22 protein-coding genes and 2 pseudogenes are annotated in these 26,641 nt (G+C 60.2%); 17 read left to right on the top strand and 7 right to left on the bottom strand.

Translation table 11 applies throughout. The features are described from left to right. The first annotated feature begins 111 nt into the window (after positions 1-111). Both AAE484_RS05855 and AAE484_RS05850 read left to right on the top strand, forming a co-directional pair. Entirely contained in the window at positions 112-1,143 is a 1,032-nt protein-coding gene (locus AAE484_RS05855; RefSeq protein WP_341937414.1) for a phosphatase PAP2 family protein, read from the top strand. Further along, entirely contained in the window at positions 1,140-1,958 is an 819-nt protein-coding gene (locus AAE484_RS05850) for a DUF1206 domain-containing protein (protein ID WP_341937413.1), read from the top strand. The genes AAE484_RS05855 and AAE484_RS05850 overlap by 4 nt, the downstream gene beginning before the upstream one ends. A gap of 94 nt (positions 1,959-2,052) precedes the next feature. Here the strand turns inward: AAE484_RS05850 and AAE484_RS05845 are convergent, their stop codons facing one another. From AAE484_RS05845 to AAE484_RS05830, 4 genes are all read right to left on the bottom strand, one after another. After that, a complete protein-coding gene (locus AAE484_RS05845; RefSeq protein ID WP_341937412.1) occupies positions 2,053-3,105 on the bottom strand; it encodes an AI-2E family transporter in 1,053 nt (350 codons plus the stop codon). A 111-nt stretch (positions 3,106-3,216) separates the two neighbouring features. Then, positions 3,217-3,735: a peroxiredoxin-like family protein gene (locus AAE484_RS05840; RefSeq protein WP_341937411.1), complete on the bottom strand. Its 519-nt coding sequence runs from the start codon at positions 3,733-3,735 to the stop codon at positions 3,217-3,219. Between the two features lie 4 nt (positions 3,736-3,739). Then, positions 3,740-4,285: a PRC-barrel domain-containing protein gene (locus AAE484_RS05835; RefSeq protein WP_341937410.1), complete on the bottom strand. Its 546-nt coding sequence runs from the start codon at positions 4,283-4,285 to the stop codon at positions 3,740-3,742. Between the two features lie 206 nt (positions 4,286-4,491). Continuing rightward, positions 4,492-5,940, bottom strand: coding sequence for a dihydrolipoyl dehydrogenase (locus AAE484_RS05830; RefSeq protein ID WP_341937409.1), 1,449 nt, complete (start codon positions 5,938-5,940; stop codon positions 4,492-4,494). A 358-nt stretch (positions 5,941-6,298) separates the two neighbouring features. On the opposite strand from AAE484_RS05830, the gene AAE484_RS05825 reads away from it, so the two are divergent. Beyond that, positions 6,299-7,153: a vitamin K epoxide reductase family protein gene (locus AAE484_RS05825; protein WP_341937408.1), complete on the top strand. Its 855-nt coding sequence runs from the start codon at positions 6,299-6,301 to the stop codon at positions 7,151-7,153. Between the two features lie 12 nt (positions 7,154-7,165). Here the strand turns inward: AAE484_RS05825 and AAE484_RS05820 are convergent, their stop codons facing one another. Continuing rightward, a complete protein-coding gene (locus tag AAE484_RS05820; RefSeq protein ID WP_341937407.1) occupies positions 7,166-7,840 on the bottom strand; it encodes a haloacid dehalogenase type II in 675 nt (224 codons plus the stop codon). Positions 7,841-8,038: 198 nt separating this feature from the next. Here AAE484_RS05820 and AAE484_RS05815 point away from each other — a divergent pair, with 198 nt between their 5' ends. The 8 genes and pseudogenes from AAE484_RS05815 to AAE484_RS05780 form a co-directional block, all read left to right on the top strand. Then, on the top strand, positions 8,039-10,198 hold the full coding sequence (locus AAE484_RS05815) for an FAD-dependent oxidoreductase (RefSeq protein WP_341937406.1): 2,160 nt from the start codon (positions 8,039-8,041) through the stop codon (positions 10,196-10,198). A 176-nt stretch (positions 10,199-10,374) separates the two neighbouring features. After that, positions 10,375-11,148, top strand: a complete 774-nt coding sequence (locus AAE484_RS05810; protein WP_341937405.1) for a DUF547 domain-containing protein — start codon at positions 10,375-10,377, stop codon at positions 11,146-11,148. A 107-nt stretch (positions 11,149-11,255) separates the two neighbouring features. Then, positions 11,256-11,738, top strand: coding sequence for an NfeD family protein (locus AAE484_RS05805; protein ID WP_341937404.1), 483 nt, complete (start codon positions 11,256-11,258; stop codon positions 11,736-11,738). An 83-nt stretch (positions 11,739-11,821) separates the two neighbouring features. Continuing rightward, positions 11,822-12,784 (top strand): SPFH domain-containing protein, encoded by a 963-nt coding sequence (locus tag AAE484_RS05800; RefSeq protein ID WP_341937402.1) that lies wholly within the window; start codon positions 11,822-11,824, stop codon positions 12,782-12,784. Further along, positions 12,781-13,731: an SPFH domain-containing protein gene (locus tag AAE484_RS05795; protein ID WP_341937401.1), complete on the top strand. Its 951-nt coding sequence runs from the start codon at positions 12,781-12,783 to the stop codon at positions 13,729-13,731. The genes AAE484_RS05800 and AAE484_RS05795 overlap by 4 nt, the downstream gene beginning before the upstream one ends. Further along, on the top strand, positions 13,731-15,068 hold the full coding sequence (locus tag AAE484_RS05790; RefSeq protein WP_341937400.1) for an NfeD family protein: 1,338 nt from the start codon (positions 13,731-13,733) through the stop codon (positions 15,066-15,068). Before AAE484_RS05795 ends, AAE484_RS05790 begins: the two co-directional genes overlap by 1 nt. A gap of 54 nt (positions 15,069-15,122) precedes the next feature. Next, positions 15,123-16,022, top strand: coding sequence for a glutathione-dependent disulfide-bond oxidoreductase (gene yghU / locus AAE484_RS05785; protein ID WP_341937399.1), 900 nt, complete (start codon positions 15,123-15,125; stop codon positions 16,020-16,022). 107 nt (positions 16,023-16,129) lie between these two features. Further along, a pseudogene (locus AAE484_RS05780) lies at positions 16,130-18,304 on the top strand (TonB-dependent receptor); the annotation flags it as partial. A gap of 20 nt (positions 18,305-18,324) precedes the next feature. Here AAE484_RS05780 and AAE484_RS17455 read toward each other — a convergent pair. Next, a pseudogene (locus AAE484_RS17455) lies at positions 18,325-18,360 on the bottom strand (hypothetical protein). 83 nt (positions 18,361-18,443) lie between these two features. Here AAE484_RS17455 and AAE484_RS05775 point away from each other — a divergent pair. The 6 genes from AAE484_RS05775 to AAE484_RS05750 all read left to right on the top strand — a co-directional run bounded on the left by AAE484_RS05775 (position 18,444) and on the right by AAE484_RS05750 (position 24,164). Continuing rightward, positions 18,444-19,589: an ABC transporter substrate-binding protein gene (locus AAE484_RS05775; protein ID WP_341937397.1), complete on the top strand. Its 1,146-nt coding sequence runs from the start codon at positions 18,444-18,446 to the stop codon at positions 19,587-19,589. Further along, complete coding sequence (locus tag AAE484_RS05770; RefSeq protein WP_341937396.1) at positions 19,568-21,262, top strand: ABC transporter permease; 1,695 nt, start codon at positions 19,568-19,570, stop codon at positions 21,260-21,262. Before AAE484_RS05775 ends, AAE484_RS05770 begins: the two co-directional genes overlap by 22 nt. Then, positions 21,262-21,894 carry a CDP-alcohol phosphatidyltransferase family protein gene (locus AAE484_RS05765; RefSeq protein WP_341937395.1) on the top strand — a complete coding sequence of 211 codons (633 nt, stop codon included), beginning with the start codon at positions 21,262-21,264 and terminating at the stop codon, positions 21,892-21,894. Before AAE484_RS05770 ends, AAE484_RS05765 begins: the two co-directional genes overlap by 1 nt. A gap of 201 nt (positions 21,895-22,095) precedes the next feature. After that, positions 22,096-22,431: an HvfA family oxazolone/thioamide-modified RiPP metallophore gene (locus AAE484_RS05760; protein WP_341937394.1), complete on the top strand. Its 336-nt coding sequence runs from the start codon at positions 22,096-22,098 to the stop codon at positions 22,429-22,431. A 109-nt stretch (positions 22,432-22,540) separates the two neighbouring features. Next, positions 22,541-23,398 (top strand): HvfB family MNIO-type RiPP peptide maturase, encoded by an 858-nt coding sequence (locus AAE484_RS05755; RefSeq protein ID WP_341937393.1) that lies wholly within the window; start codon positions 22,541-22,543, stop codon positions 23,396-23,398. Further along, a complete protein-coding gene (locus AAE484_RS05750; RefSeq protein WP_341937392.1) occupies positions 23,382-24,164 on the top strand; it encodes an HvfC family RiPP maturation protein in 783 nt (260 codons plus the stop codon). Before AAE484_RS05755 ends, AAE484_RS05750 begins: the two co-directional genes overlap by 17 nt. On the opposite strand, the gene AAE484_RS05745 is transcribed toward AAE484_RS05750, so the two are convergent. Next, complete coding sequence (locus AAE484_RS05745) at positions 24,154-26,580, bottom strand: glycoside hydrolase family 88 protein (RefSeq protein ID WP_341937391.1); 2,427 nt, start codon at positions 26,578-26,580, stop codon at positions 24,154-24,156. The two genes, AAE484_RS05750 and AAE484_RS05745, sit on opposite strands and share 11 nt — an antisense overlap. Between the last annotated feature and the right edge of the window lie 61 nt (positions 26,581-26,641).

Here is a 26,641-nt window from a genome sequence, read left to right as displayed (position 1 = left end):
ATTCTGGTACTTTGATATTAATTGATGATATCAGACCAGTACACTGGTGGTATACGCGGAAAGTTCGGTGACACTCAGCCGTCGCACAAACGCCATGGGCAAGGCGCCATCATGTACACGGCGTCCTCTGGCATCGTGCTGCTGTTCGTCAGTATGCCCGACGAGGGGCCCGGGTTCGGGTACACCCTGCAAGGAGATTCATCATCACCGGAGCGCGATGTGGAAACAAACCTGATCTTTCTGGCAACGTTGTTTGTCGTCCTGGTCCTGGTCCGTTGGCTGTCCTGGCTGTTGCTCAAGAGCACCCATCATCTGATTACCAGGGCCAGCACAATGACCAACACGGGGCGGCCGGGTAAACTCTTCCGTTCGGCACGCGCCCACGTGGGAGGGAAGTTTCCACGCACCATGGCACTTGTCGAGGCACGCCTGACGCCACGAAAGTTTACCGGGCTGGCGCTTACGTTGATGGTGCTGGCCGCCGTCTACATCGCCGCCTTGCTCGGTGGACTGATCGATCAGCTGCGCGAGTCCGAGGGACTGGTCGAAATGGACAATCGTATCAACGATGCCCTGGGCGCATTCCGCACGGACGAACTCGTGCATGTCTTTGCCTTTATCACCGAATGGGCCAATACGTCGGCCGTTGTGGCCGTGGCAGGCGTCACCACCGGCCTGCTCATGGCGCTTCGCCACCGCCATCTCGTGATGCCGCTGTGGGTGGTCGTGCTTGGCTCGCATATCACGACCTACGCCGGTAAATACGGTTTTGGCCGCGAGCGCCCGGAAGTGGTGACCGACATCATGGCCGCCACCCCTTCGTTTCCCAGCGGCCACGCCACCGCCGCGATCGCCGTCTACGGCTTCATCGCCTACGTTCTCTCGCGCGAGGCGGTCACGGTCCGGCGGCGCTTCGAAATCGTATTCTGGTCGGCGGTACTGGTCGTGCTCATCGGCTTCAGTCGCATGCTGCTGAGCCTGCATTACACCAGCGACGTGCTCGCCGGATTCCTGGTGGGCGGGTTCTGGTTGCTGGTCGGGTTTGCCATCGCCGAGCTGAGCCGCTCCAGGCGCAGCGCGCAAGGCCATCAGGACGGTTGCGGGTCACGGATTCAGAGCCCCGGAACGAGGCAGGACTCATGACATCGACACGGGCACGCGGCAGTCGTTTGGTCGAGACCTACGAGCGGATTTTCACGTTGCTGGCACGGGTAGGTTATGGCGCGCGCGCGGCCGTTTACGTGCTGGTGGCTGTGTTTGCGCTGATGATGACACCGAAGAGTACTCGCGGCGCACTCAGTGAGCTTCTGGGTCACCCGGGCGGTTCGACTCTGCTGGTGGTGATCCTCGTCGGACTATTGTGCTATTCAATGTGGCGCTTTGCCGAGGCGGTATTCGACACCGATGGGCACGGCCGATCGCTCAAGGGGCTCGTCGTGCGCGCGGGGCTTCTGGTCAGCTGCGCCCTGCACCTTTTTCTGGCGTTGGTCATGTTCGACATCGTCTTCACGCTGGGCGCCTTCATCGGCGACGACGGTGGCGACAGCGGTTCTCGAACCTGGGTCGCCCGGCTGATGGCACAACCGGCGGGCCGCGGGGCGGTAGTGCTCGTTGGCATCACAGTGCTGGGTGCGGGTGTGATGCACCTTGTCAAGGGCTATCGGAAGATGTACGACCGGTTTCTGAAAATTCCAGCTGACAAACAGCACTGGACCGATCCGGTTTGTCGCACGGGCCTCTACGCTCGCGGCATCGTTTTCCTCATCATCGGCTATCTTCTGATTCTGAGCGCCTGGAGCGTGAACCCGGACGAGACGCAAGGACTCGAGGGCGCGCTGGACTGGTTGCTTGCGCACACCCACGGTCGGATCCTGCTGGGCGCAATGGGCCTCGGGTTGCTGGCCTTTTCCGCTTACAGCGCGCTTCAGGCAGTTTTCCGGTCGATCAATCCCCCGTAACCCGGATATTGCATAAGTTCCCGGCGTCGGGCCGCTACACTGCCCGTAATAGCAGAACCACCATGCAGGCCAACGCTGGAGATGCGTTGATCGGTCAGCTGTCGTCTTTTTTGTCACTGAACAGATAGCCGAAGGGTTGCAGGCCCGGAACGTGCAGAAACACGATTGTGATGATGCCCATCACCGGAATGGCCAGCGTCATGCCGATGATGCCCCATAGCGCGTTGCCCGCGATCACCGCCAGAATCACGATGAAGGGATGCACATCGACTTTCTGTCCCACCACATATGGCTGGAGAACGTAACTCTCGAAGAACTGGGCAACCCCAAAGGTTGCTACAATTCCGATAAGCACTCCGACGTCGCCCGATGTCAGGTAGCCGAACACCATGGCGAAAACGAATCCTATAATATTGCCCAGGTAGGGAATAAGCGTCAAAATCGCGGCCATGATGCTCACGAGAATGAAATTGCTGACGCCTGTAATACCCAGGCCGATCGAATAGATTACCGCCAGCAACGCGATCAGTATCAATTTCCCCATGAGGTACTGTTGCACGACATTCGCCGACTCCTGAACGATCTTGTTGACCTCCTCACCCTCGTTATTTGGAAATAATCGCAACAGAAACGTTCGGAATCGACGCCGATAGTTGAGAATGAAGAATACGTAAATGAAGGTCAAAAGATAGGTCCCAATATACCCGGCGCCACGCCCGAACATGCTGACGATCGGCGCTCCCTCTCCAGTCCCTTCTTTTTCGAGCGAGAGACTATCGCCTGTCGGGAGGTCGTCTTCCGCCAGGAATGTATTCTCAGTCACAAGCGTCTTCCACGTTTCTATCTTGGGCTGCATCGTTTGTTTGACTTCGGGCCAGCTGTCGACAAAGACCTTGGTCTGATACGAAAGTGCGACGATAAATACCAATGAAATGATCATGAGCGCCAGTGTGCTGATCAGAGATGCTATTCCCCGTGGCAGTTTTTTCTCTATCCATTTCGCCACGGGAAGAATCACCAGGGCCAGAACGGTCGCAGTTGTCAGCGGCGCCAAGACGCCCTTCGCCTCGACCAGCCCCCAGGCCAGGAAAAAAGTGCCGGTAACTATGGTTGCCGAATAAAAGATGATCTTTGCATTGCTGTCCATTTCCATTCCTACATGATCCAGCCAACTGCCCTGGCAAACCATGGAAATATGGCGGTCATGCCGTGGCAAATGACGAAGTACACGATGAGGCGCAATCCGGTCTGGTGCTAATCAGCCCATACCGCGAGGTGGGTAGTCTTTTTCCTGGATAGTACTTACCCCCATCTTGATCATCTCCAGGTCGGGGCGACAGAACGGGACGCTAGAGATTTCGCAAAAGTGTAATCTGCCATCCGGGCGAATGAAAAACAATCCCGGTTCGGCAAAAGGCCGGTCGGTCTCTGTACTATCCATAGGATTGGAAATATACATCCCCAGATCCCGCGCCTGATCAATGCCAAGACCATAAGCGACCTCAAAGTCCAGATCCAATTCAGAGGCGAGCTTCGTGGCCTTTTCCTCTGGGTCGGTGGAGACTGCGACGATTTGCACATTCAATTTGTCAAAGTCCGCTTTCATATCGTTGATCCGACCCAGATATTTTTTGCAGATGGGGCAATGCAGGCCCCGGTACACGACCAGCAGTCGCCACTGTCCCTGGCGTGGCTCTCCGAGAGCCAGAGACTTACCGCTGAGTGTCTGTAACGAAATGGTGGGAAATGATTTGTCGATTTTAGCCTGGATTGACATGGTTTCACTCCTGCTTTTCAAACTCGGGTGCAGAGCGCAGATCTTCACGGGTCAGATCAACCTGAAGTTTCGGATACTCATCACCACCTGACCTTTTCACATCATCCCAGCCGATGGCGACGTTTTTCTTACCCATGCCCAGGAAACCACCGACGCCGACTACAACTGCCACGACCTGGCCGTCCTGGTCAATAATCAATTCAGTCACCGAGCCCACAGCATCATCACCAGTGGCATTGATCTCAGCACCGATCAGATGGCTTGCCTGCATGCCATTGGTTGGAACAGAGCCTAGATAGCCCCGGCGCTGCGTGTGAGACTGATCACGCCTGGTGTTTTGATCGGCCGCTACATGCGAGCCAGCCTCGCCTGCGGTATTACTGTATGTGCTTCCGGGAATGGGTCGAGTGTGGCCTTGATCACTGTGAGGCCTTTCTTGTTCACGATCAACATCCGGGCCGGCGGATTGTTGGGCAAGAACGGCAACCGAACTAAACGTTATGACTGGAGCAACCAATGCGTAAAAAGCCAATGAATGTAGCTTGTTCATACAAATCTCCTTCGAATCTGATTCCTGGCCGGACAGAATGTCCTTTTCAAGCGCCTCATCAAAGTTTTCTTCCTGGGTGCTATTGCCCGGGGGAGAGACTGAATCACCACAAGACCTGGCACTCAGCATGAAACCCCAAAGTACTCCTGGGGAATGGGTATGTCGGTTCGATAACGCACTAAGGCGCGATGGCCAGTGACGGCCCACTAACCACCCGGCCCGCACTCCAGGCAGGGATCGGTTTTGGTGGTGGCCTCTTTCAGATTGTCGTGCAGGTCCCTGAGGGCGGTGCGCACACCCTCCTCAATGACCGGATGATAAAACGGCATCGTCAACATCGCTGAGACCGTCATGCGCTGCTGCGCGGCCCAGGCCAGTAGGTGGCCGATATGCTCGGCGGCGGGGCCAAACATCTCGGCCCCCACAAACACGCCGTTGCTGCGCTCGGCATAGACTTGCAACAGGCCACGGTTTTTGCCGATCACTTTGCTGCGCCCCTGATCTTCAAAGGAGCTTTCGCCCATCACATAGTCTTTGCGCTCGTCGGTCGACATACGTCCAACGGGGCGGCCCACGTTGGTCACCTGTGGGCTGCAGAACACCACGGAAAAGGGCGACTGCCGTTCGGCGGAGAACACTTTCGGGTAGCGGCCCGCATTGTCCCCGGCGATCCGGCCTTCATTGGCCGCCTCGTGGAGAAAGGGCGCCTGTTGATTGGCGTCACCCACCAGGAAAACCGGGTTGTCGCCGCATTGGAGCGTCGATGGCTCCGTCAACGGAACGCCCTTTTCATCCAGAGCCAGGTCGCTGGCTTCAAGGTTCAAACCCTCCAGGTTGGGCGAGCGACCGGTTGCCACAAGGACATAGTCAAACCGCTCGGTGACCGCGCCTTTGTCACGATGGACAAAGTGGATGGAGACACCGCTCTCAGTCCGGATTAGCTCGGTCACCTCGGCACGGGTATCCAGATAAAACTCTTCATTGAAATACTCTTCGGCATAGGTGCGGATGTTGTTGTCGGCGATACCGCCGAGGGCCCCACTTCGGCCGAACATGGACACGCGCACACCCAGACGGCTCAACGCCTGTCCCAGCTCCAGCCCCACTACGCCGCAGCCGAATACCGCGATGGAGGACGGAAGGGGGGGTAATTCGAACAGGCTGTCACTGACCAACAGCCGGTCTCCCAGGCCCTGAAACATATCGGGAATACTGGGGCTCGAGCCGGTGGCGATAACGATACGATCCGCCTCGATTTCCATTCCGTCCCCGACCGCCAACCTGCCCGGCGCGAGGAAGCGGGCGCAACCGGTCAGCTTGTGGGCCGCGGGAATCGCGTCTACTGAGTCGAGGACTGACCCGACAAATCGGTCCCTTTCCCGGCGCACACGCTCCAGTACCTGCTCGCCATTGACCACGATATCTCCCACCTGAATACCGAACAGCCCGGTCTGTGCCGCATCGTGGGCACTCTCTGCCGCTGCGATCAGCAGCTTGCTGGGCATACAGCCGACCCGGGCGCAGGTGGTCCCATAAGTGCCGCCTTCGATCAGTACCAGGTTCTCAGTGTGCTTGCGCGCGGCTCTATAGGCGGTGAGCCCCGCTGTGCCGGCGCCGATAATGGCGATTTCCACCCTTCTCTTATCCCTATCCATCTTTTCAGCTCCTTATAAATAAATTAATGGGTACCCTGTTCAGCTTAGTAGAGAAGCTGGCGCGCTGAGGTCCCGGCCCGCTACTTTTTACGACGGCTTTATTGATCCCTATCGCTCAACCCGCACAGATGCCTATCGCTCAACCCGCACAGCAGGACAGCTGTTTTATCTTTGCATTGTTCGTCGAGATGAGACTGCTAGCATAGTTGGCTACGGAGTCAGCGCACAGGCGAATAGATTCGGTCTGTCTGATTGCCGGCACGTTGTGCATCTCACCCCAGATGGTAAGATCCGGTAAAGCCGGCGTCGTAATGACCCAGGTCCCTAATAAACAAAACCCATCAACGAGTCGATCCGCATGGCAAAAAAACACGCGCGAAAACCGAACACCAAAACCAGACACCCCCGGGCGGAAGCGCCGCCCAACTGGCCGCTGCTGGCATTGCTGGGGCTGGGGATGGCGATCACCGCCTATCTGACCGGCGTTGCCTTTCTGGACTCGGGGCCGGCGCTGTGTGGTGAAGGTTCGGGCTGCGACCTGGTCCAGAACAGCCGCTGGTCCCGGGTTTTGGGGTTGCCCCTGGCGCTCTGGGGCTTTGCGCTCTATACCCTGATGCTGGTGGTGGTCCTGAGCACGCGGGCGCGCACCAAGCGTTGGCAGCGAGTGTGGCGCCTGGCCGTGGCAGGACTGGCGATCAGCCTCTACCTGACGATGGTGGGTCTGGTTGAACTGCAGACGGTGTGCCTCTGGTGCCTGGCATCGCTGGTAACGGTGGCCGGTATCGTCGCGCTGCTGGCCTGGCAGCGCCCGGCGGCGACCAAACCGCCGGTCTGGTGGTACTGGCCGCTGAATTCAGCGGCCCTGGCGCTGGTGGTGGTCGGTTCCCTTCATATTTATTATTACAGTGACCTTTTGCAGCCGCCGCCATCCGAGAAACTCGAAGCTCTGGCCGAGCACCTGGAGGAGCGCGGGGCCGTTTTTTACGGCGCCTCCTGGTGCTCGGCGTGTCAGCAGCAAAAACGCCTGTTTCACCAGGTGTCGGACCAGTTGCCTTACGTGGAGTGCAGTCCCCTCGGTCGCGACGGACCCAGGGCCCGCGTCTGCGTGCGTGAAGAAATCAGCAACTACCCCACCTGGATCATCGATGGCCAACGGTACGAGGGGGTTCTGGAGCCGGAGGAACTCGCCCGCCATGCGGATTTCGACTGGTAGCGGGAATCGGGCTTAGTGCCTGTCTGATTCGCCCAAAGCCATCGAAACAGCCTCGGGCAGCGTCCGGGCCTCGCCCAGTGGCGCACGCATCAACTCATGGAAGTGGTGATCCTGACGCTCCACCCATACCGCCCTCAGGCCTGCCTGGCGGGCGCCGTGCACGTCCCAGGCATGGGCGGCAATCAGGGTGGTGTCCGCCGGCGGCGTATGGAGCTGCTGGCACACCGCCTGATAGAGGGCGGGCTGGGGCTTCCAGATTGAGTGCTCGTCAATGGAAACGATGTCGTCCACCAGCGGGTCCAGATGGGCCTGAGCCACCAGCTGGCGGGTATTGTCGGCCGAACCGTTGGTCAGCAGGACGACTTTTGCCCCCGCCGCTTGAGCCTGCTCCAGCGCGGCGGTGACATCGGAATGGGCCGGCAACTCGGCAAAGGCCGACAGCAGGCGCTTGATCTGCGGCGGGTCCGCCGGCTCGCCGGCGTTGCTCAATATCACTCTGAGCGTTCCGGCGGCGATGGCCGGAAAGGGCTGAAACACGCCGGTGGCGGACAGGGCAAAGGCATCACGCAGCAGCTGGGCAAAAAACAGATCCGCGTACTGCTCGCTCAGCCCTTCCCTCTTCACCCGATCGCGAAGTGGCTGTAGGGAAAACAGCGTCTCAATCACATCGAACAGCAGTACCTTCATGAGCGTCACCCTCCCCGGGCGCTTTTAATGAATCAATAGTTGTTATGATGCGTTACCGTGGATGCAATCGTCGATTTCCCGACTCCCGGCGTAACCACTGGCTCCATTCTGTAAGAAACGCCGGGCCCTGTCGACAATACAGGACATTGCGGTCCGGGCGGACCGCCAACGATAACCGACGTCAGTGAAGGACGCCCTATGAAACGTTTGATGCTATTGGTGGGAGTTGCCGCCCTGGTGGCCGCCTACTTTGGGTTCGGGTTGGACGAATACCTGACCCTGCAGCAACTGAAAAACAGTCAGGCTCAATTTCAGCAATGGCTGGCCGACTTCCCCCTGCTGGTGCCTGCGGTCTACTTTGTGTTCTACGTGATCGTCACCGCGCTGTCTCTGCCCGGGGCGGCCATCATGACCCTGGCCGGTGGCGCCTTCTTTGGGTTGTGGCAGGGCCTGGTGCTGGTGTCCTTTGCCTCCAGCATCGGCGCCACTCTGGCCTTCTTGGTGGCGCGGTTCGTCTTGCGCGAGTCGGTACAGAAACGTTTCGGCGAGCGGCTGAAGACCATCAATCGGGGCATTGAGCGCGACGGTGCTTTTTACCTTTTCACCCTGCGTCTGGTGCCGTTGTTTCCCTTCTTTGTCATCAACCTGGTGATGGGCGTGACCCGGCTGAAAACCTGGACCTTCTACTGGGTCAGTCAGGTGGGTATGCTCGGTGGCACGGCCGTCTATGTGAATGCCGGTACCCAGTTGGCGGATATCGACAGCGTGGGCGGCATCTTCTCGCCGGAGCTGATCCTTTCGTTTGTATTGCTGGGCATTTTCCCCTGGATTGCCAAAGGTATTGTGCGCATCGTTCAGCGGGGCCGTGCCTACAAAGGCTGGAGCAAGCCAAAGCAGTTTGATCGCAACCTGGTGGTCATCGGTGGCGGTGCGGGCGGTCTGGTGTCCGCCTACATTGGCGCGACGGTCAAAGCCAAAGTCACTCTGGTGGAAGCCCATAAAATGGGCGGCGACTGCCTGAACTACGGCTGCGTTCCCAGCAAGGCGCTGATCAAAAGCGCCAAGGTCGCCCACCAGATGCGCCACGCCGACCACTATGGCCTGAACGCACAGCAGCCGACCTTCAGCTTCCGCGCTGTGATGGAGCGAATCCACAAGGTCATCAAGGAGGTCGAACCCCACGACAGCGCCGAGCGCTATACCGAACTGGGCGTCGATGTGGTGGCCGGCTACGCCACCATTGTGGACCCCTGGACTGTCGATATTGCCCTGAACGATGGCGGCACCCAGCGCCTGACCACCCGCAGCATCGTCATCGCCGCCGGGGCCGAGCCCCTGGTGCCGGACCTGCCCGGGCTGGACGAAACCGGTTATGTCACCAGCGACACGCTCTGGGAAACCTTTGCCGAACTGGACTCGCCACCCGAGCGACTGGTTCTTCTGGGGGGAGGCCCCATTGGCTCGGAACTGTCCCAGGCCTTTGCCCGGCTTGGCTCTCATGTCAGTCAGGTGGAAATGGGCGACCGTATCCTCGCCAAAGAGGACGAGGAAGTGTCCGCTCTCGCTCGCCAGTCGCTGGAGCAGGACGGTGTCGAAGTGCTGACCGAACACAAAGCACTGCGCTGCGAGCTGGACGGCGAACAGAAGGTTCTGGTGGTGGAGCACGAGGGCGAGGAAAAACGCCTGCCGTTCGACCAACTTGTGGTCTCGGTCGGTCGTAAAGCCCGGCTGACCGGTTATGGACTGGAAGATCTGGGCATCCAGACCGAGCGCACCGTCGTCACCAACGAATACCTGGAGACTCTCTACCCCAACATCTACGCCGCCGGCGACGTGGCCGGTCCCTACCAGTTCACCCACACCGCCGCGCACATGGCCTGGTTCGCGGCCGTGAATGCCCTGTTCGGACAATTCAAACGTTTCAAGGTCGACTACTCCGTCATTCCCTGGACCACCTTCGTGGATCCGGAAATCGCCCGCGTGGGCATCAGCGAAGCGGACGCCAAAGAGCAGGAAATCGATTACGAAGTCACCCGCTTCGAACTGGCCGAACTCGACCGCGCCATCGCCGACAGCAGCACCACCGGCTTCATCAAAGTCCTGACGCCCAAAGGCAAGGACAAAATCCTCGGCGTCGTCATCGTCGGCACCGAAGCGAGCAACCTCATGGCCGAATTCATCCTCGCCATGCGCCACGGCCTGGGCCTGAACAAAATCCTCGGCACCATCCACGTTTATCCCACGCTGGCCGAAGCCAACAAATACGCCGCCGGCGAGTGGAAAAAAGCCCACAAACCCGAAGCGGTCCTCAAATGGTTGGAGAAATACCACACCTGGAGAAGGGGAGGTGACAGATGATAGCGTCACGTATATTTGCGGCGGATGCGCTTACAGCTCCGAAGCGTCGGACCGATCCGCCCTACGCAAGACTATGGCACAAAGCGACCCGTAGGGCGGATCGGTCCGACGCTTCGGAGCCTAAGGCGCATCCGCCGTTACCCAAGGTGATTCCCGTCATAAAAAAGATCCTCTGCTTGGCGCTTCTGGTATTTGGCAACGCCTCTCTGGCCGACGACTTCGACCACCAACACAAAACCTACGCGGAGGTGCTTGAAAACCACGTCGAATGGAGTGAAGACGGTACCGCCTCCACCGTGGATTACCAGGCGCTCAAAGCCGGGCCGGACAACCTCAACCAATACCTGGAACAACTCTCCGGCGTCGAAAAATCCAGTTTCGACAACTGGAACAAAGACCAACAACTCGCATTCCTCATCAACGCCTACAACGCCTTTACCTTGAAACTCATCATCGACAACTGCCCACTCGATTCCATCAAAGACATCGGCGCCTTCTGGCAGAACCCCTGGAAAAAACGCTTCTTCACCCTGCTCGGTGAAGACATGCACCTCGACCAGGTCGAACACGACATCATCCGCGAGCCCGGCGCCTACAACGAACCGCGTATCCACTTCGCCGTCAACTGTGCCTCCATCGGCTGCCCCGCACTGCGCACCGAGCCTTTCACCGCCGAGCGGCTCGAGCAACAACTCGAAGACAGCACCGAGCGCTTCCTGCGCGATGAAACCCGCAACCGCTACCGCGACGGGCAGCTCGAAGTGTCCTCGGTGTTCAAATGGTACCGGGAAGACTTTGAGCGGGGCTGGCAGGGCATCGACAGCCTCCATGACTTTTTCCTCGGCTACACAGAGGAGCTGGATCTGGACGAAGACGCCCAAGAGACCCTCAGATCCGGTGAGATGGACTACCGGTTCCTGGATTACGACTGGAGTCTGAACGAGCACTGAGCCGGGCTGTTCCGGAAATGACTGGATTTCGGACCCACGAAGGCGTTATCTTGTTGCCATAAAGACGACCATGGATAGTGGGAACACAATGCAGGACGATCTACACAATGCAGGATTATGAACTCTTCACCCTCTGGCTGATCGGCGGCGTCGTGATGATGCTGCTGGAGTTTATTCTGCCCGGCGGGATTGTATTTTTTCTGGGCCTTGGCGCCACTCTGGTCTCCCTTCTTCTGTACACCGGCCTGATCGAGGGCTGGATTGCGGCCTTCACCAGCTGGTTTATCGGTTCGTTACTGCTGCTGTTCGGCTTGCGCGGGGTGGTGCAGAAGCTGATTCCCGCCCAGATCGAGCGCGGCAAAACCGATGAGGATCTGGACGCCTACGATCAGCACGCGGTCGTGTTCGAGCGTATTCCCGCCGGCGGCGAAGGCCGCATTACCTTTCGCGGCAGCACCTGGGCCGCCCGCAACTACCACAATGATCAGGACCTGGAGGCGGGTGCTGAGGTACGCATTGTGTTTCGCGATAATCTGCTCTGGACGGTAGAAGCGGTTGATCCGTCCGAGCGTGACGCCCCAAGGGAGTAGTGTCGGGAGCCAAACCCGAACAACCCCGACAACAACGCCCGATGACCAAGGGCACATTCAATCAAGGACCCAAGGAGCATTTCATGTTCACCGCACTCACCATTTTCGTCATTTTTGCCGGCATCATCATCTGGAACCTGATGATCGTCGTACCCATGCGTCAATCCTGTGTACTGGAGCGCTTCGGTAACTTCCGCCGCGTACTGGAGCCGGGCTTTCATGTGGTCGTGCCCTTTCTGGACAAGGTGGCCTACCGCCATGAAATCCGCGAGCAGGTGTTTGATATTCCCGCCCAGAGCTGTATTACCCGGGACAATATTCAGGTGGCCGTGGACGGGCTGGTATATCTGAAGGTCATGGACGCCAAGCGGGCCAGCTATGGTATCGGCGACTACCAGATGGCGAGCGTCAATCTGGCCCAGACCACCATGCGTTCGGAAATCGGCAAGCTCACGCTCGGGGACACCTTTTACGAGCGGGACAAACTCAATGAGTCCATTGTGCGCGAAATTGACAAGGCCTCCGATCCCTGGGGCATCAAGGTGATGCGCTACGAAATCAAGAACATCGAGCCCTCGGCACAGGTGGTGCACACCCTGGAGAAGCAGATGGAAGCCGAGCGGGAGAAGCGCGCCGACATCACCCTGGCTACGGCCGGCAAGGAATCCAAGATTCTGATCTCCGAGGGCCATCGTCAGGAGGCGATCAATATCTCCGAGGGCGAAAAGCAGAAGCGCATCAACGAGGCCAAGGGCCGCGCCAGCGAAATCGAAATTCTCGCCGAGGCCTCGGCCGAGGGCCTGCAGCATGTGGCCCGGGCCATCAAGCAGCCCGGTGGCGACTACGCAGTGAAAATGCGTCTGGTGGAAGACTTCATCGGCCGCACCGGGGAGGTGATGAAAAACGCGGATGTCTCCGTGCTGCCCACGGATCTGGCCCACCTCAAGGGCATCCTCACCGCCCTGAATCAGAATCTGGGACAAGGCGCTGGGGCGTCTGCCGCTACTAATGCCGCGTCGGCCGCAACTAAAGGAGTAAGCCAATGAATATGCCCGAACTGAGCCCGCTGGAAATGTTCAACTTTGCCGTCTGGGGCATCATCTTCTTCACCATCGTGGTGGAGCTGTTCCGCTCCATCCGCATCGTCTCCACCCGCACCACCCTGATTGTCGAGCGCCTGGGCCGCTACCGGGCCACGCTGGGCCCGGGTTTTCATGTGCTCATGCCCTTTATCGACCGGGTCACTGCTCTGCAGGATCTGCGCGAAGAGACCATCGATGTGCCGCCCCAGGAGTGCTTCTCCCGGGACGAAGTTCAGGTGGAAGTGGACGGCGTGATCTACATGTCAGTGGCCGATCCCATCAAGGCGACCTATGGCGTGACCGACTACCGTTTCGCCGCCATGCAACTGGCGATGACCACCACCCGCTCGGTGATCGGCACCCTTGAGCTGGACAAAACCTTTGAAGAGCGGGACATGATCAGCCAGGCGGTGGTGGACACCCTCAATGAAGCCGGTGAGGCCTGGGGCGTGCACGTGCACCGCTACGAAATCAAAAACATCAAGCCGCCCAGCAGCGTGCAGAACGCCATGGAAAAGCAGGTGACCGCCGAGCGCGAGCGCCGGGCCATTCTCGCCCGGGCCGAGGGGGACAAGCAGAGCCGGATCAATACCTCCGAGGGCACCATGCGCGAGCTGATCAACCTCTCCGAGGGTGAGCGCCAGCGGCTGGTCAACGAAGCGGAAGGTCAGGCCTCGGAGATACTCTCCCTCGCTATGGCCACCGCCAAGTCCCTGGAGCAGATCGGCAGCGCCATTGTGCAGCCCGGGGGCGAGGAGGCAATCAAGCTCAATATGTCGGAGAAGTTCATCGACAACATTGCCCACCTGGCGGACGCCCACACCTCGGTGATTCTGCCAGCGGATCTGACCAACATGAGCCAGCTTCTGGAAGCGCTGGAGCTGCGTATCGAGGACACGAGGGCCAGCTGATGCACCGACCTCTGACCCGGGGTAGAGCGCCCGCCGGACGCCGTGTCCGGCTGGCGCTGTGCGTCGCCCTCCTGCTTATGGGCGGAATTGCGGCCGTCGTGGGGCAGGAGGCCACCACCCGGGCTCCGGTCTATCAGGTCAGGATCGAGGGGGTGATCAACCCCGGCGCGGCACGTCTGTTGGAGCACGCCATCGAGATGGCGGAGGCCAACGGTGCCGAGGCGCTGATATTGCAGATCGATACGCCGGGCGGTCTGCTCAGCAGCACCCGGGATATGGTCACGACCATCGGCGAATCTCCGGTGCCTGTGATCGGCTATGTCGGGCCTACAGGGGCCGGCGCCACCTCGGCCGGGGCCTTCATTCTACTCTCCACCCATGTGGCGGTCATGAACGAGGGCACCACCGTGGGCGCTTCCTCGCCGGTTTCCGGCGACGGCAGCGATATCGAGGGCACCATGGCCAAGAAGGTCATGAACGATTCCCGGGCGCTGATGCGCGGCATTGCCGAGCGGCGCGGGCGCAATGTCGAGGTGGCGGAGCGCTTTGTCTCCGAGGCGGAGAGCATCACCGCCTCCGAGGCGCTGGAGGCCGGGGTGATTGACCGGGTGGTGCCGGACGCTTCGGCGCTGCTGGAAGCGGTGACCGGTGTGGAAACCCGGTTTCAGGGCGAGGCCCTGACGCTGGATCTGTCCGGACGCGAGCTGGTTGCCGTGGAGCCCCGGCTGGTGGACCGTCTGTTGACAGTGATCGCTCACCCACAGATCGCCCACATCCTGATCTCTCTGGGTATGCTGGGGATCTACATCGAGTTGCTCAGCCCCGGTCTGGCCCTGCCCGGCGTGATGGGGATCATCGCCGTGATTCTGGGGCTGGTGGGCGTCCAGGCGCTGCCGGTCAATCTTGGCTTCCTCTTGCTGCTGTTTGTGGGGCTGGTGCTGATGTTCGCCGAGCTGTTTGTGGCCGGGCTGGGAGTGCTGGGTATCGGCGGGGCCATTGCGTTTGTGCTCGGCAGCGTCAACCTGTTTGATATGCCGCCCACCGAGGAGTATCGCTCCACGGTGCTCTCGGTCAGCGTGGGGGTGAGCGCCGCCATTCTGCTCGCCACCTTTCTGATCGGTCGCGGACTTGCCGCCGGCCGACGGAAAAAGAAGAATCCCGCCCTGGGCAAAACCGGCGAAGCCATGGTCTCGTTCGATCGGGACGGATACGTGCTGGTGGAAGACCGGCGCTGGCCCGCCCAGACCCGCACGCCACTGCACCACGGCGACGCCATCGTGGTGGTGGGCGAAACCGATGACGGCAAGCTGGTGGTCGAGCCCGCCACCTCGGGTTGACCGTCGGTCCCTGTCGCCGTATCGATCTATTAACCTCGAAGCGGAGTAGTATTTATGAGTGACAATACGAGTTACACCCCACCGAAGGTATGGACGCCGGACGAGGACAACGGAGGCCGTTTTGCCGGCATCAATCGTCCCGAAGCCGGCGCCCGGCACGAACAGTCTCTGCCGGTGGGCAAGCATCCGTTTCAGCTGTATTCGCTGGGCACACCCAATGGCGTCAAGGTCACCGTCATGTTTGAAGAGCTGCTGGCTCTGGGCCACTCGGGGGCCGAATACGATGCCTGGCCCATCAACATTCTGGAGGGCGAGCAGTTCTCCACCGGCTTCGTTGCCGTCAACCCCAACTCCAAGATTCCGGCGCTGATGGACCATAGCGGGGAACAACCTTTCCGGGTGTTCGAGTCGGGCTCGATCCTGCTCCACCTGGCCGAAAAATTCGGGGCCTTCCTGCCCAAAGAGGGGCCCGCGCGGGTGGAGACCCTCAACTGGCTTTTCTGGCAGATGGGTGCCGCGCCCTTGTTGGGAGGCGGTTTCGGGCATTTCTATGCCTATGCCCCCGAGCCGATGAAATACCCCATTGACCGTTTCACGACCGAGGTCAAGCGCCAGCTCGATGTGCTGGACCGCCAGCTCGCGGACAACCGCTATCTGGCCGGGGACGCCTACTCCCTGGCCGATATCGCCAACTGGCCCTGGTATGGCGTCCTGGCGCTGGGTCGACTGTATGATGCCGGCGAGTTTCTGCAGATAGAGTCCTACAAACACCTGCAGCGCTGGGCGCAGGAGATCGATGAGCGCCCGGCGGTGCAGCGTGGCCGTATGGTCAACCGCCAGTGGGGCGATCCGGCCGAACAGCTACCGGAACGCCACGACGCCAGCGACTTTGAATTGCGCACCCGGGACAAGCTGGATGCCGCCGGCGAGTCTCCTTCGGGTGAGTATGTGTAAGAAATTGCCCGCTATCGCGACAGAAGATTCTGGAGGGCTGTTGCAGCCCGGCGGGACTGTACCCATTAACTGAACACAATGACTTTTGATGACGGAGAAAAGCACGAATGACAAAGCGGTTTTTTGCAGTGAAGCGGATGGTTCTGGCCCTGGGGGGCGTTTGCCTGGCGTCGGCCGAGTTGGCGACAGCCCAGAATACCTCCTCCATCGAAGACGTTCTGGTCGTCGGTGAAGCCCTCAGCGGCATGGGCAATATCCGCAGTGATCAGGTCAACGGCCCTTTCGGGCCGGGACAGACCATTGCCGACATCGGCCGCTCAATCACGCCGGTCACCGAAGATCTGCTCAACGAAGCCGCCATCGACAACCTGCAGCAACTGCAACGCGTGGCTCCCAATACCTTTCAGGCCAAGGGCTTCGGTGCGCCCAGTCTGCCCACATTGCGCGGCCAGCTGGGGGAAGTGTTTTCTTCCGGCATGCGTCGTCAGGTGGGCAACAATGGCCTGGGGATACCCCTGTCGTTCAACTCCATCGGTCAGATCGATATTGTGCGCGGTACCCCCTCGGTGATTCTGGGCACCACCCAGCGCACCGGCGGCTTTGTGAACATCACGCCCAAGCGTCCGGACCTGGACGAGCCCAGTGGTCGCCTGAGTCTCACTGGCGGTGAATGGGATCAGTACGGGGCCGTCCTGGATTACTCCTGGGTGCTGGACCCGGAACGTCAGGGCCTTCGTCTGAGTCTGGAACACAAAGACGAAGACAGCTTTTACGACTTCTCCAGTCACGAAAGTACCAACCTGTTTGGCGCCTACCGGTTGCTGCCCACGGAGAATCTCGAGTGGAACGTCTCACTGGAGTACTACGACGTGGACTGGACCGACAACGCTGGTTTCAACCGGCCCACGCAAAAGCTGATTGATGAAGGCCTCTATGTGCAGGGTCAGGGCGTGCAGCCCAACGGCTCTACCGTGCCCGGCGCCTTCGCCGTGGTCAGCCCCACCGGTGAAACCAGGATACCCCGCAACCGGGTGCACACCCATCCGGATGACATCAACAACGCACAGACGCTGCTGCTGCACTCGGTGTTCAATTTACAGCTGAGCGATTCGGTGAGTCTGGTCAACCGCAGCTACTACGAACATCTGGAGCGTGAAGAAATTGCCCAGAACAGTTTTGTGGAAATTGTCGACGGCGCGGACACCGTGGAAAACCGATTGGAGCTGCACATCGACAACACCACGCTCGGGGCCAACATCCGCTACAACAAAGTGCTGGGTTACAGTCAGTTCACCACCGAGGCGGATCTGCCCACCGACCTGACCGGTCCGATCAGCAATCGTGAAATACCGCTGACCGATGACCAGAAAGCCCGTCTGGTGGAGCTGCGCCCGGGTGTGTTTGTCTCGCCCGGCGCGCAGTACGATATCGACGGTGACGGCGCGGGCGACTTCAACCTGTCGGACACCACCGACTCCACCAGCACCCAGGCCGGGCTGTTTGCCCAGCACCGCCAGGCGCTGACCGATCAACTGCGCCTGACATTGGGAGTTCGCGGCGACTGGTACGATGTCACCGCGCGCGATCCCATCGCCCCCGAGGGAGTGGAAGCGGCCAGAGACAGTCACAGCGACTTTCTCAAGGCCGGTGACGCCAGCCTGCACTACTCGGCCACTGCGGATGTCAGCCTGTATGCCACCGCCAGTTACAGCGAATCCACCAGCAACAGCATGGCGGGTGGCAATGTTCTCGGTGCCAACAACGAGATCGACCCGCTCAACTTCGCCACCGAAAATACGCTGTACGAGCTGGGCCTGAAATACGCCCCGAGCGGCTCGCCCTGGTACGCCGATGTCGCGCTGTTTGACCAGACCCGCAGCCTGCGCAACCGCGATGGCAGCAACAGCGGTGTGGCCACCAAAGGCATTGAGGCCCAGCTGTTCTATCGGGGCGAGCGCGCCTGGGCGAGCGTCGGCGCGAACGTCCTGGATGCGCATTTTGACAATTCCGCCGCCTTTCAGGCGGCCGAACAGGTCGCCGATGCCTTCGACAATTCCCGCCCGGACATTGTCGAAGGGACCGGCGTCGGCGCCCCCAACTTTGCCGCCTTCCCGCCCTCCAACCAGCGGCTGCAGGGCCTGCCGGACTGGAGTCTGTCGGCCGCCAGTGGCTATTCGCTGAATGAGCGCTGGTCGGTGGGTGGTTCGGCGGTGGTCACCAGCGACTACCCGCTGGATTATCGGCAGACGGTGACCATTCCCGAGCAGTTCACCCTGAACGCCAATATGGCCTATGAGTTCAATCAGGGGCAGAGCCGGATCCGTCTGGACATCTTCAATCTGACCGATGAGGAAAACTGGACACCGGTGTTTGAAGGCGGGTATTTTGGCTCCTCACTGGTTTTCCCGGAATTGCCACGGCATGTACAGATTCAGTTTACCCAGCGTTTTTAAACCTCTTGTCGCCGCTCTGCTGCTCTGGAGCGGCGGTGCCTTCGCCGGTGATGACTGGTCGTCGGTGCTGGAGGAGGCGCGCGGCGACACCGTCTATTTTTACGCCTGGGGCGGCTCGGACTCGGTCAACCAGTATTTACGTTGGGCCGATCGGGAGCTGAACCGGCAGTACGGTGTCCGTCTGCGCCACGTCAAGGTCAGCGATATTGCCGAGGCGGTGCACCGGCTGCGCAACGATCAGGCGGCGGGTCGGGCCGAGGGCGGAGCGATGGATCTGCTGTGGATCAATGGCGAGAACTTCCATGCCCTGAAACGGGATGATCTGCTGGAACCGGAACTACTCACGACCATTCCCAATCGCGAAAATCTGCTGCTCGACGAGCTGCCGCTATTGAGTGACTTTGGCGTACCGGTGGATGGCCTCGAGGTCCCCTGGGGCATGGGCCAGTTCAATCTGGTGGCCCGCGAGGGAGCCTTTTCATCCGCGTCGATCACGCCGGAGGCGTTGCTGGATTTTGCCAGGGACAACCCCGGGCGAGTGAGCTACCCGAAACCGCCGGATTTTATCGGCACCACCTTTCTGAAGTCGCTGCTGCAGGCGCTCACCGACAATGACGAGCGCCTGTATCAGCCGGCGGACGATGAGGCGGTGGCCGCGCTTCTGCCGGCGCTGTGGGATTACCTTGACCAGCTGCACCCCCGGCTCTGGGAGGAGGGCGAGACCTTTCCCCAGTCCGCCGCGCAGCAGTGGCAATGGCTGGCGGATGGGCAGCTGGCGCTCGCGTTCAGCTTCAATCCCCAGGAAATGGAAGCGAAAATCAGGGCCGGGCGCCTGCCCGAGGATGTCAGCCAGCACCACTTCGCTCATGGCGCCATCACCAACAGCCACTATCTCGCGGTGCCACGCAATGCCACCCACAAGGCGGCGGCCAGAGTCGCCATCAATTTCCTGATTTCCGGGCCCGCCCAGCAGCGCAAGGCGGACACCGACCACTGGGGCGATCCGGCGGTAGTCCGGCTCAAGAGTGAGCCACATCGGCTGCCCACAGCGGAGGAGCTGCATGCGAGCTGGCAGGACGTGCTGGAGGAGCATTGGCTCGCGCGCTACCAATAAACCGGACCCTGAGTCTCCGGACCGGGGCCGGGTTGTGTCTGGCACTGCTGGTTGGCGTCCCGGTACTGGCGTCGCTGCTTCCCTATCTGGGTCAGGTTGTGGATCTGAACTCGCCGGCCATTACCGGTTTTCTGAACTCGCCGGGGCTGGTCACCGCCCTGGTTTACTCTCTGCTTCTGGCTTTCACGGCGCCGCTGCTGGCCTGCTACACGGCGCTGGCTTTCGGGTATTACCGTCCGCGCCGGTTGCTCGGCTGGCTTTCTCCGTTTCTGTCCATCCCCCATCTGGCCTTCGCGGTGGGCGTCCTGTTCCTGTTCAGCCCCACCGGCTGGTTGGTGCGCGCGCTGCACAGTCTGTTGGGCGTCTTTGAATCGCCGCCGGCCTCCGCGCTGCTGGCGGACCGCTCCTGGTTTACCCTCTTCTGGGTCCTGCTGCTCAAAGAAATTCCGTTTCTGTTGCTGATGGTACAGAGCGCCCTGACCCAGATCCCCGCCGAGCGCTACCTGCAGGCCGGGCAGACCCTGGGCCACTCCCGCCGCGCGAGTTGGTGGCTGCTGGTGGTGCCGGAGCTGCTCACCCGCCTGCGCCTGCCCATGGCGGCGGTGGTGATCTATACCCTCTCGGTGGTGGATGTGCCGCTGTTGATCGGCCCCAACCTGCCGGGCGTCTGGGCGCAACAGGTGTTTCAGTGGCAGCAGGACTTTTCGGCGCAAGCGGCGCACTCCGCCGTAGTGGGGAGTCTGCTGTTGTTGGCTCTCGCCCTGACCCTGCTATGGCTGAATCGGCAACACGAGCGGGTGTACACCGGGCTGCTTCGCTGGCACCGGCGAACCGACCTGATGACGCCCCGGTGGTTGAGCCGGGTGGGCTCTGCGCTGCAGTCGGTGGCGCGGCTCTGGCTGCCCCTGATGGCGCTGATCTCGCTGGGCGTCCTGGCCGCGCTGCTGGTCTGGTCCTTCGCCGGGAGCTGGTTCTATCCGGACCTGTGGCCCGGTGCCTTCAGTCTGTCGACCTGGCAGAGCGAATGGCCTTTCCTGCTGCCATTGCTGGGGCAGACCCTCCGGCTGGCCTTGATCAGCGCCAGTGTCGGACTGGTCGCGGCCCTGGTGTGCCTGGAGTGGCAGGCCCGGCGGGATCGCTACTGGCCCCAATGGATCCTGCTGCTGGGGCTGTTCGTGCCGCAGCTGCCATTGGTGATGGGGTGGCAGTTCGGTCTCAGTGCGTTTCGCCTCGACCCCCACTGGGGCTGGGTGCTCTGGGCGCACTGCGTGTTCACTTTTCCCTATGCTTATCTGATGCTCTCCGGTGATTACCGCCGGTTCAACCGCCGATGGTTGCTGGTGGGGCAGAGCCTGGGGTATTCGTCCCTGGTGTGCTGGTTCCGACTGCTACTGCCGATACTCAAGCAGCCGGTGATCTATGCCTGGGTCATTGCCTTCTCGGTCAGCGTCGCCCAGTATCTGCCCACGCAACTGGTCGGTGCCGGCCGCGTGGTGACCATTACTACCGAGGCGGTCAACATCGGCAGCGGGGGTGATCGCCGCCTGTTGGGGTTTTATGCGCTCTGGCAGATGCTCTTGCCACTGGCCCTGCTGCTACTGGCTGCCCTGATCATCTGGCGCCGACGCCCGGCTTTGAACAACAACCCCTCAACCGATAATGGAGTCGCCTGATGCTCGATGCCCGACTCATCCCCCTGACCCGTCCACCGCTGAACTGGTTGGCGCAGAAACTGGATCGACGCGGCATCACCGCCGATCAGGCCACCCTGGGGGGCTTTGCCATCGGCATGCTGTCAGTGCCGCTGCTTGCGTTTGAATGGTACGCGGCGGCACTGCTCGCCATTATTCTCAATCGCCTGAGTGACGGCCTGGACGGGGCCCTGGCCCGCATTCAGGGGCTGAGCGATGCCGGCGGCTTTCTCGATATCGTGCTCGATTTCATTTTCTACAGCGCGGTCGGTTTCGGCTTTCTGCTCGCCAACCCGGAGCAGAATGCGTTCTGGGCGGCGTTGCTCATGCTCTCTTTTGTCGGTACCGGCACCACCTTCCTCGCCTTTGCCATCATGGCCAACAAGTATCACCTGGACAGCCCCGATTACCCGCAGAAGTCCCTGTACTACATGGGCGGGCTGACCGAGGGGACTGAAACCATCGTGGCATTGATTCTCTTCTGCCTGTTTCCCGCTTACTTTCCCTGGCTCGCGGGTATCTTTGCCGCGATGTGCTGGATCACCACAGTGGCCCGCATTCGGGCGGGGTTTACCACGCTCAATGCACTGTCTCCGCGGGTCAGAGTGGAGTGACAACCACGGCCGGCGACGTCGATACTGAGCTATGGGATGATTATGGCGCCATTCCCGGAATCTTTTACCGGATTGGGGTCTAAAGTCGACGCCGCGTGTAAGAAACCTGCGCTATGATTCGACAGACGGGTTAACGATCGGAGTGGTTCGAGCACCCGGTTTCGTTATGACACAACTCTCTAATTCCAAAGGAGCACACCCATGAAATCATTCAACAAGCCCATGATCGCCTCCGCCAGTGCCGCCCTGTTGCTCGGTTTGAGCAGCCAGGCCACCGTTGCGGAAAACCCCTTTGTCGCCGAGTCCATGTCCAGTGGCTATACGCAACTGGCACATGATCACAGCAAGGATGCAGAAGGCAAGCGTGGTGAGGGAAAGTGTGGTGAAGGTAAATGCGGCGAAGACAAAGCCAGGGACAAAGCCGACGGCGAAGGCAAGTGTGGTGAAGGCAAATGCGGGGAAGACAAAAAAGATCGCATGGACAAAGAAGACAAGGATGCTGAAGGCAAATGTGGCGAAGGCAAATGCGGTGCCTGATCGCTCCGTTACCTGAGCCAGGAGCAGACGAAGTCCGCCGGGCTTCGTCTGGCTCTCCGCTTCGGCAAGAGTTTTTAATGTTCAGAACTATTAGTGCTAAGGGTGAACCATGACAGTGGCTAAACCGCCCCCCGATAAAGGCGTCGGATTGGGCCTGCGCCGGGAGCTGCTCAGCCAGCTCCCGGTGGAGCCCGATGGCGAGCTAGATTTTCTGGAAGTGGCCCCGGAAAACTGGATGGCCCTGGGAGGGCGCCTGGGTAAACAGTTTCGCGCGCTGACCGAACGCTACACCTTTACCACTCACGGGCTGTCACTGTCGTTGGGCAGCCCCGCTCCGCTGGATACCGGTTTTGTTCAGCGGATCAAACAGTTTCTGGACGAACACCGGATCGCGCTCTATACCGAACATCTCAGTGCCTGCAGTGACGATGGCCATCTGTACGATCTGATGCCCGTACCTTTTACCGAAGAGGGCGTGCGCTGGATCGCCGGACGAATCCGGCAGGTGCAGGATATTCTCGAACGGCGCATCGCCGTGGAAAATGTCTCCTATTACACGCCGGTCAACACCGGCCCGGCTGCCGCGCTGGATGAGGCGACCTTCATTCAGGCGGTGCTGGCCGAAGCCGACTGTGATCTGTTGCTGGACGTCAACAACGTCTACGTCAACAGCATCAATCACCGCTATGATCCAGAGGTGTTCATTCGCTCCATGCCAGCCGATCGGGTGCACTACATGCACATTGCCGGGCACTACCGGGAGGCCGAAGATCTTCTGGTGGATACCCACGGCGCCGATGTGGTGGATCCGGTGTGGCATCTGCTGGACGTGGCCTACGACCATGTGGGCGCTTGTCCCACGTTACTGGAACGGGATTTCAACATTCCGCCGCTGCCGGAGTTGTTGCAACAGACCCGTGCCATTCGCGCCCGTCAGAGCGAGGTGCTTCATGTCGGCGCCCTCTGACTATCGCGACGCCCTGCTGGAATTTTCCGGCGCGATTCGCGACCCGCGCGCGGGTGAGCCCGAGAACATTGAGCCCCGGCGCATGGCGATTTATCAGGATCTGTTTTTCAACAACCTGAACGGGTTTCTCAGTAACGGTTTTCCGGTATTCAGATCCCTGATGTCCGAGCAATGGTGGCAGCGGGAGGTGCGTAACTTCATGCGGCACCACCGCTGCCGGAGTCCCCTGTTCTGCGACATCGGGCGCGAGTACCTGGACTATGTGAAGTCTGACCAGCGCGAAGCCACCCCGGAGGACCCACCCTTCATGGCGGAGCTGCTGCACTACGAGTGGGTGGAGCTGGCACTGGACATTGCCCCGGCGCCCAGCGAAGCAGAGCTGGCGGACCTGAACGATGATCTGCTTGCGGGCCATCCCGTGCTGTCACCGCTGGCCTGGTTGCTCGAATACCAGTACCCGGTGCATCAGATTGCTCCCGAATACCAGCCGGTCGAACCGCCCGAACAACCCACCTGGTTGCTGGTCTATCGCAACCGCGAGGATCGGGTGGCCTTCATGGCATTGAACGCCTTCAGTGCCCGTTTGCTTGCGCTGTTGGAAGAGACGGACAGAAGTGGGGAAGCCTTGCTGCGACAACTGAGCGAAGAGGCCCCCGGCATCGACCCCGAGGCGCTGATGACCGGAGGAGAAGTGTTGTTGCAGCAGCTGTATGATCTGGGCGCCCTGCTGGGCGCCCGTGCTATTAGCGTCCCAGCTACTCGATGATTCCGACGGTATCCATGTAGTAATCGGTGTAGGTGTTGTATTGGCCGCGCTGCCAGACGAGTGCATCGTGCTCCTCACCCGGGACGAACATCGGGCGGATGTTGTGGCGCGCCGGGTCCCGGGTGATCTGCTCCCACTGAACCGTTGAAGTTTCGTCTTGCTCGCCGATATCAGCGCGGAAGATCTGATGCTTGCCGCCCAGGGCCTCACCGGTCGAGGGGTGCACATCCGTTGAAATGACCACTTCGCTCGGGTCTTCCGGGTTGAGACTGATCAGGCCGGTGTAGCTGGCCTCGCGCTCGTACAGCCGGCTGCCGGCGTGGGCGACTTCGCGGTCGATCCACTGCTCGCCGTCCCAGGAGGCCAGCCGGTAGCGTTGGTCGTTGTTGCTCAGGTAGAGCGAGTAGCCGATGTGGGGATGACCCTGCTCGTCCAGAACGATAGAGCTGGTCCAGGCGCTTTCGTGGGCACTGAGCTCGTGGCCCCGGAAGTCGCCACCGCCACCCTGATAGACCCGCTCGGATTCGGATGGCTTCAGTGGTCCGTCCTGTTCCAGATTTTTGATCAGACGGCCATCGGCGGTATAGAAATTCCCGTTCCGGAACTCAGCGTAGTAAATACTGGTGCCGTGGTCGCGCGGGTGAGCGTCGGTAAAGGAAACCGCGACGGTGTCCTGCCCGTTGCTCGCGTAACGGGGGTAAGGTCGAGTGCGTCCCTCCACCTCACTTTTGATGAAGTGAACGGGCTCGCCCCAGGTTTTTCCCTCATCCTCGGAGGTGACGAAGGTGGGGTTCCACTCGATGCCCCGGTAAAAGTTGTACAGGGTGTCTTCGTCGGCCAGGTGGTACAGGTTCATGTAGGTGACCGGCTCACCGCTCTCGATGGTGTGCTCTTCGCCCCAGTTCAGGTGGTCGTCCGTGTCGGAAAAGCGGTAGTAGTGCTTGTTCTCGGTGCTGTGACGGGCGTACACCGCCAGCAGGCTGTCGTCCGGGCGGGCAAAAAACGCGGGAGAGTTGTGATCGTCATGGTCGAAGTGCTTGTGCAGGGTGGTGCGGCCCAGAATGGTGTTCTCTTCCAGGTCGTACACACCCACCGCCGCATCGCCGATGCCGTTTCCGGCCACGCCGCCGACAATCAGTTGGCCATCGTGGATGATGGCGCGCGGATCCTGAAACCAGCACCAGCCGCCGTTGTACATGAAAGTCTGAACGGTGTGGTCGGTTTCTTTTGCCTTGGCTGTTTCTTGTGATTCAAGCAGTTTGTAGACTTCCGAACCTGCGGCCAGAAAGGCGCCTACGCCATAGACCTCGGTGTAATCCGGAAAAGACTCCCCCGGTTCGGCACCAACCGGTTGAACATGCCCCAGAAGCCCCTCCTCGGTGACCGCATCGGCCAGTTCCTCCCAGGCACTCATTACCACCGGTTGATAGGTGTCCCGATCGAGAACGCCCTCATTGATGCCCCAGGCCAGGCCAAAAGTGAAAAAGGCGGTGCCACTGGTTTCCTTGATCGGGTAGTGCTCAGGGTCTCCGAGCAGGCCCATGGACCAGGTGCCATCCTCGCGCTGGATGGACCGGATCTTCCGGGCCATTTTTTTGTAGAGAGCCAGATAAAAGTCACGATGCTCCCAGTCTTGAGGCAGGTCGGGAATCATCAGAGCCAGACCGGCGAACACCCAACCGTTGCCACGGGACCAGTAGATGTGCTCCCCATTTTCTTCGTACTGATCGAAGAAGCTGGAGTCCCGGAAAAAGAGTTGGTCTTCCTCACTCCAGAGCAGATCGTAGGTGGCGAGGTACTCCTGGTGCATGAAGTCCAGGTATTTCTCCTCTCCGGTGACTTTTGCCAGTCGTGCCCAGACCGGGGGCGCCATAAACAGGGCGTCACACCAGCCCCAGCGGTCGTGAGCGTGGGTGTTTTCGGCATTCCAGTCCAGGGTACCGGTTTTCGGGTTGTCCAGAATCCAGTCAAACTGCTTCCGCAGGGGCTTGATCATCTCCGGGTTGTTGAAGTCTTCGTACAGAGAAAGATAGAACTGGCCCACGACATGGTCATCGGCGTGGTAGGGGCGTTTGTGTAACGTCCAGTCATTGCGTTCGCCGATCATTTTCAACCATTCGGTGTATTTGGGATCGTCGGCGATTTTGCGCCACTGGTTCATGCCCGCGTAGAGCGCGCCGTTGTGCCACTCCAGGTCGTGGTACTGCTCGCGGTTGGCCCACTCCGGTGGGTCCTGGGGCAGGGCGCGGTATTTGCCCTGCTCGTCGAAGTGCTCGATTTGCCAGTCGGCCACTTTTTTGGTCAGAGCCTTGACGGACTCGGGCGTGAACTCCCGGGGTGGGGTATCCGCTGTATGCTGACAACCAAATACCAGTAGTAATGTGCATAGTGACAGGGCGCGTGCAAGGAATCTCATGCGGTGATTCTCCACTCTCTAGCATTATTGTTTGTGACGGTTTTTGACCAGAAATGAATGG

The organism is Marinimicrobium sp. C2-29 (assembly GCF_038419845.1).
Lineage (GTDB): Bacteria > Pseudomonadota > Gammaproteobacteria > Pseudomonadales > Cellvibrionaceae > Marinimicrobium.
Note: the sequence above shows the minus strand (reverse complement) of the source record. Positions and strands in the feature narration are given on the sequence as shown.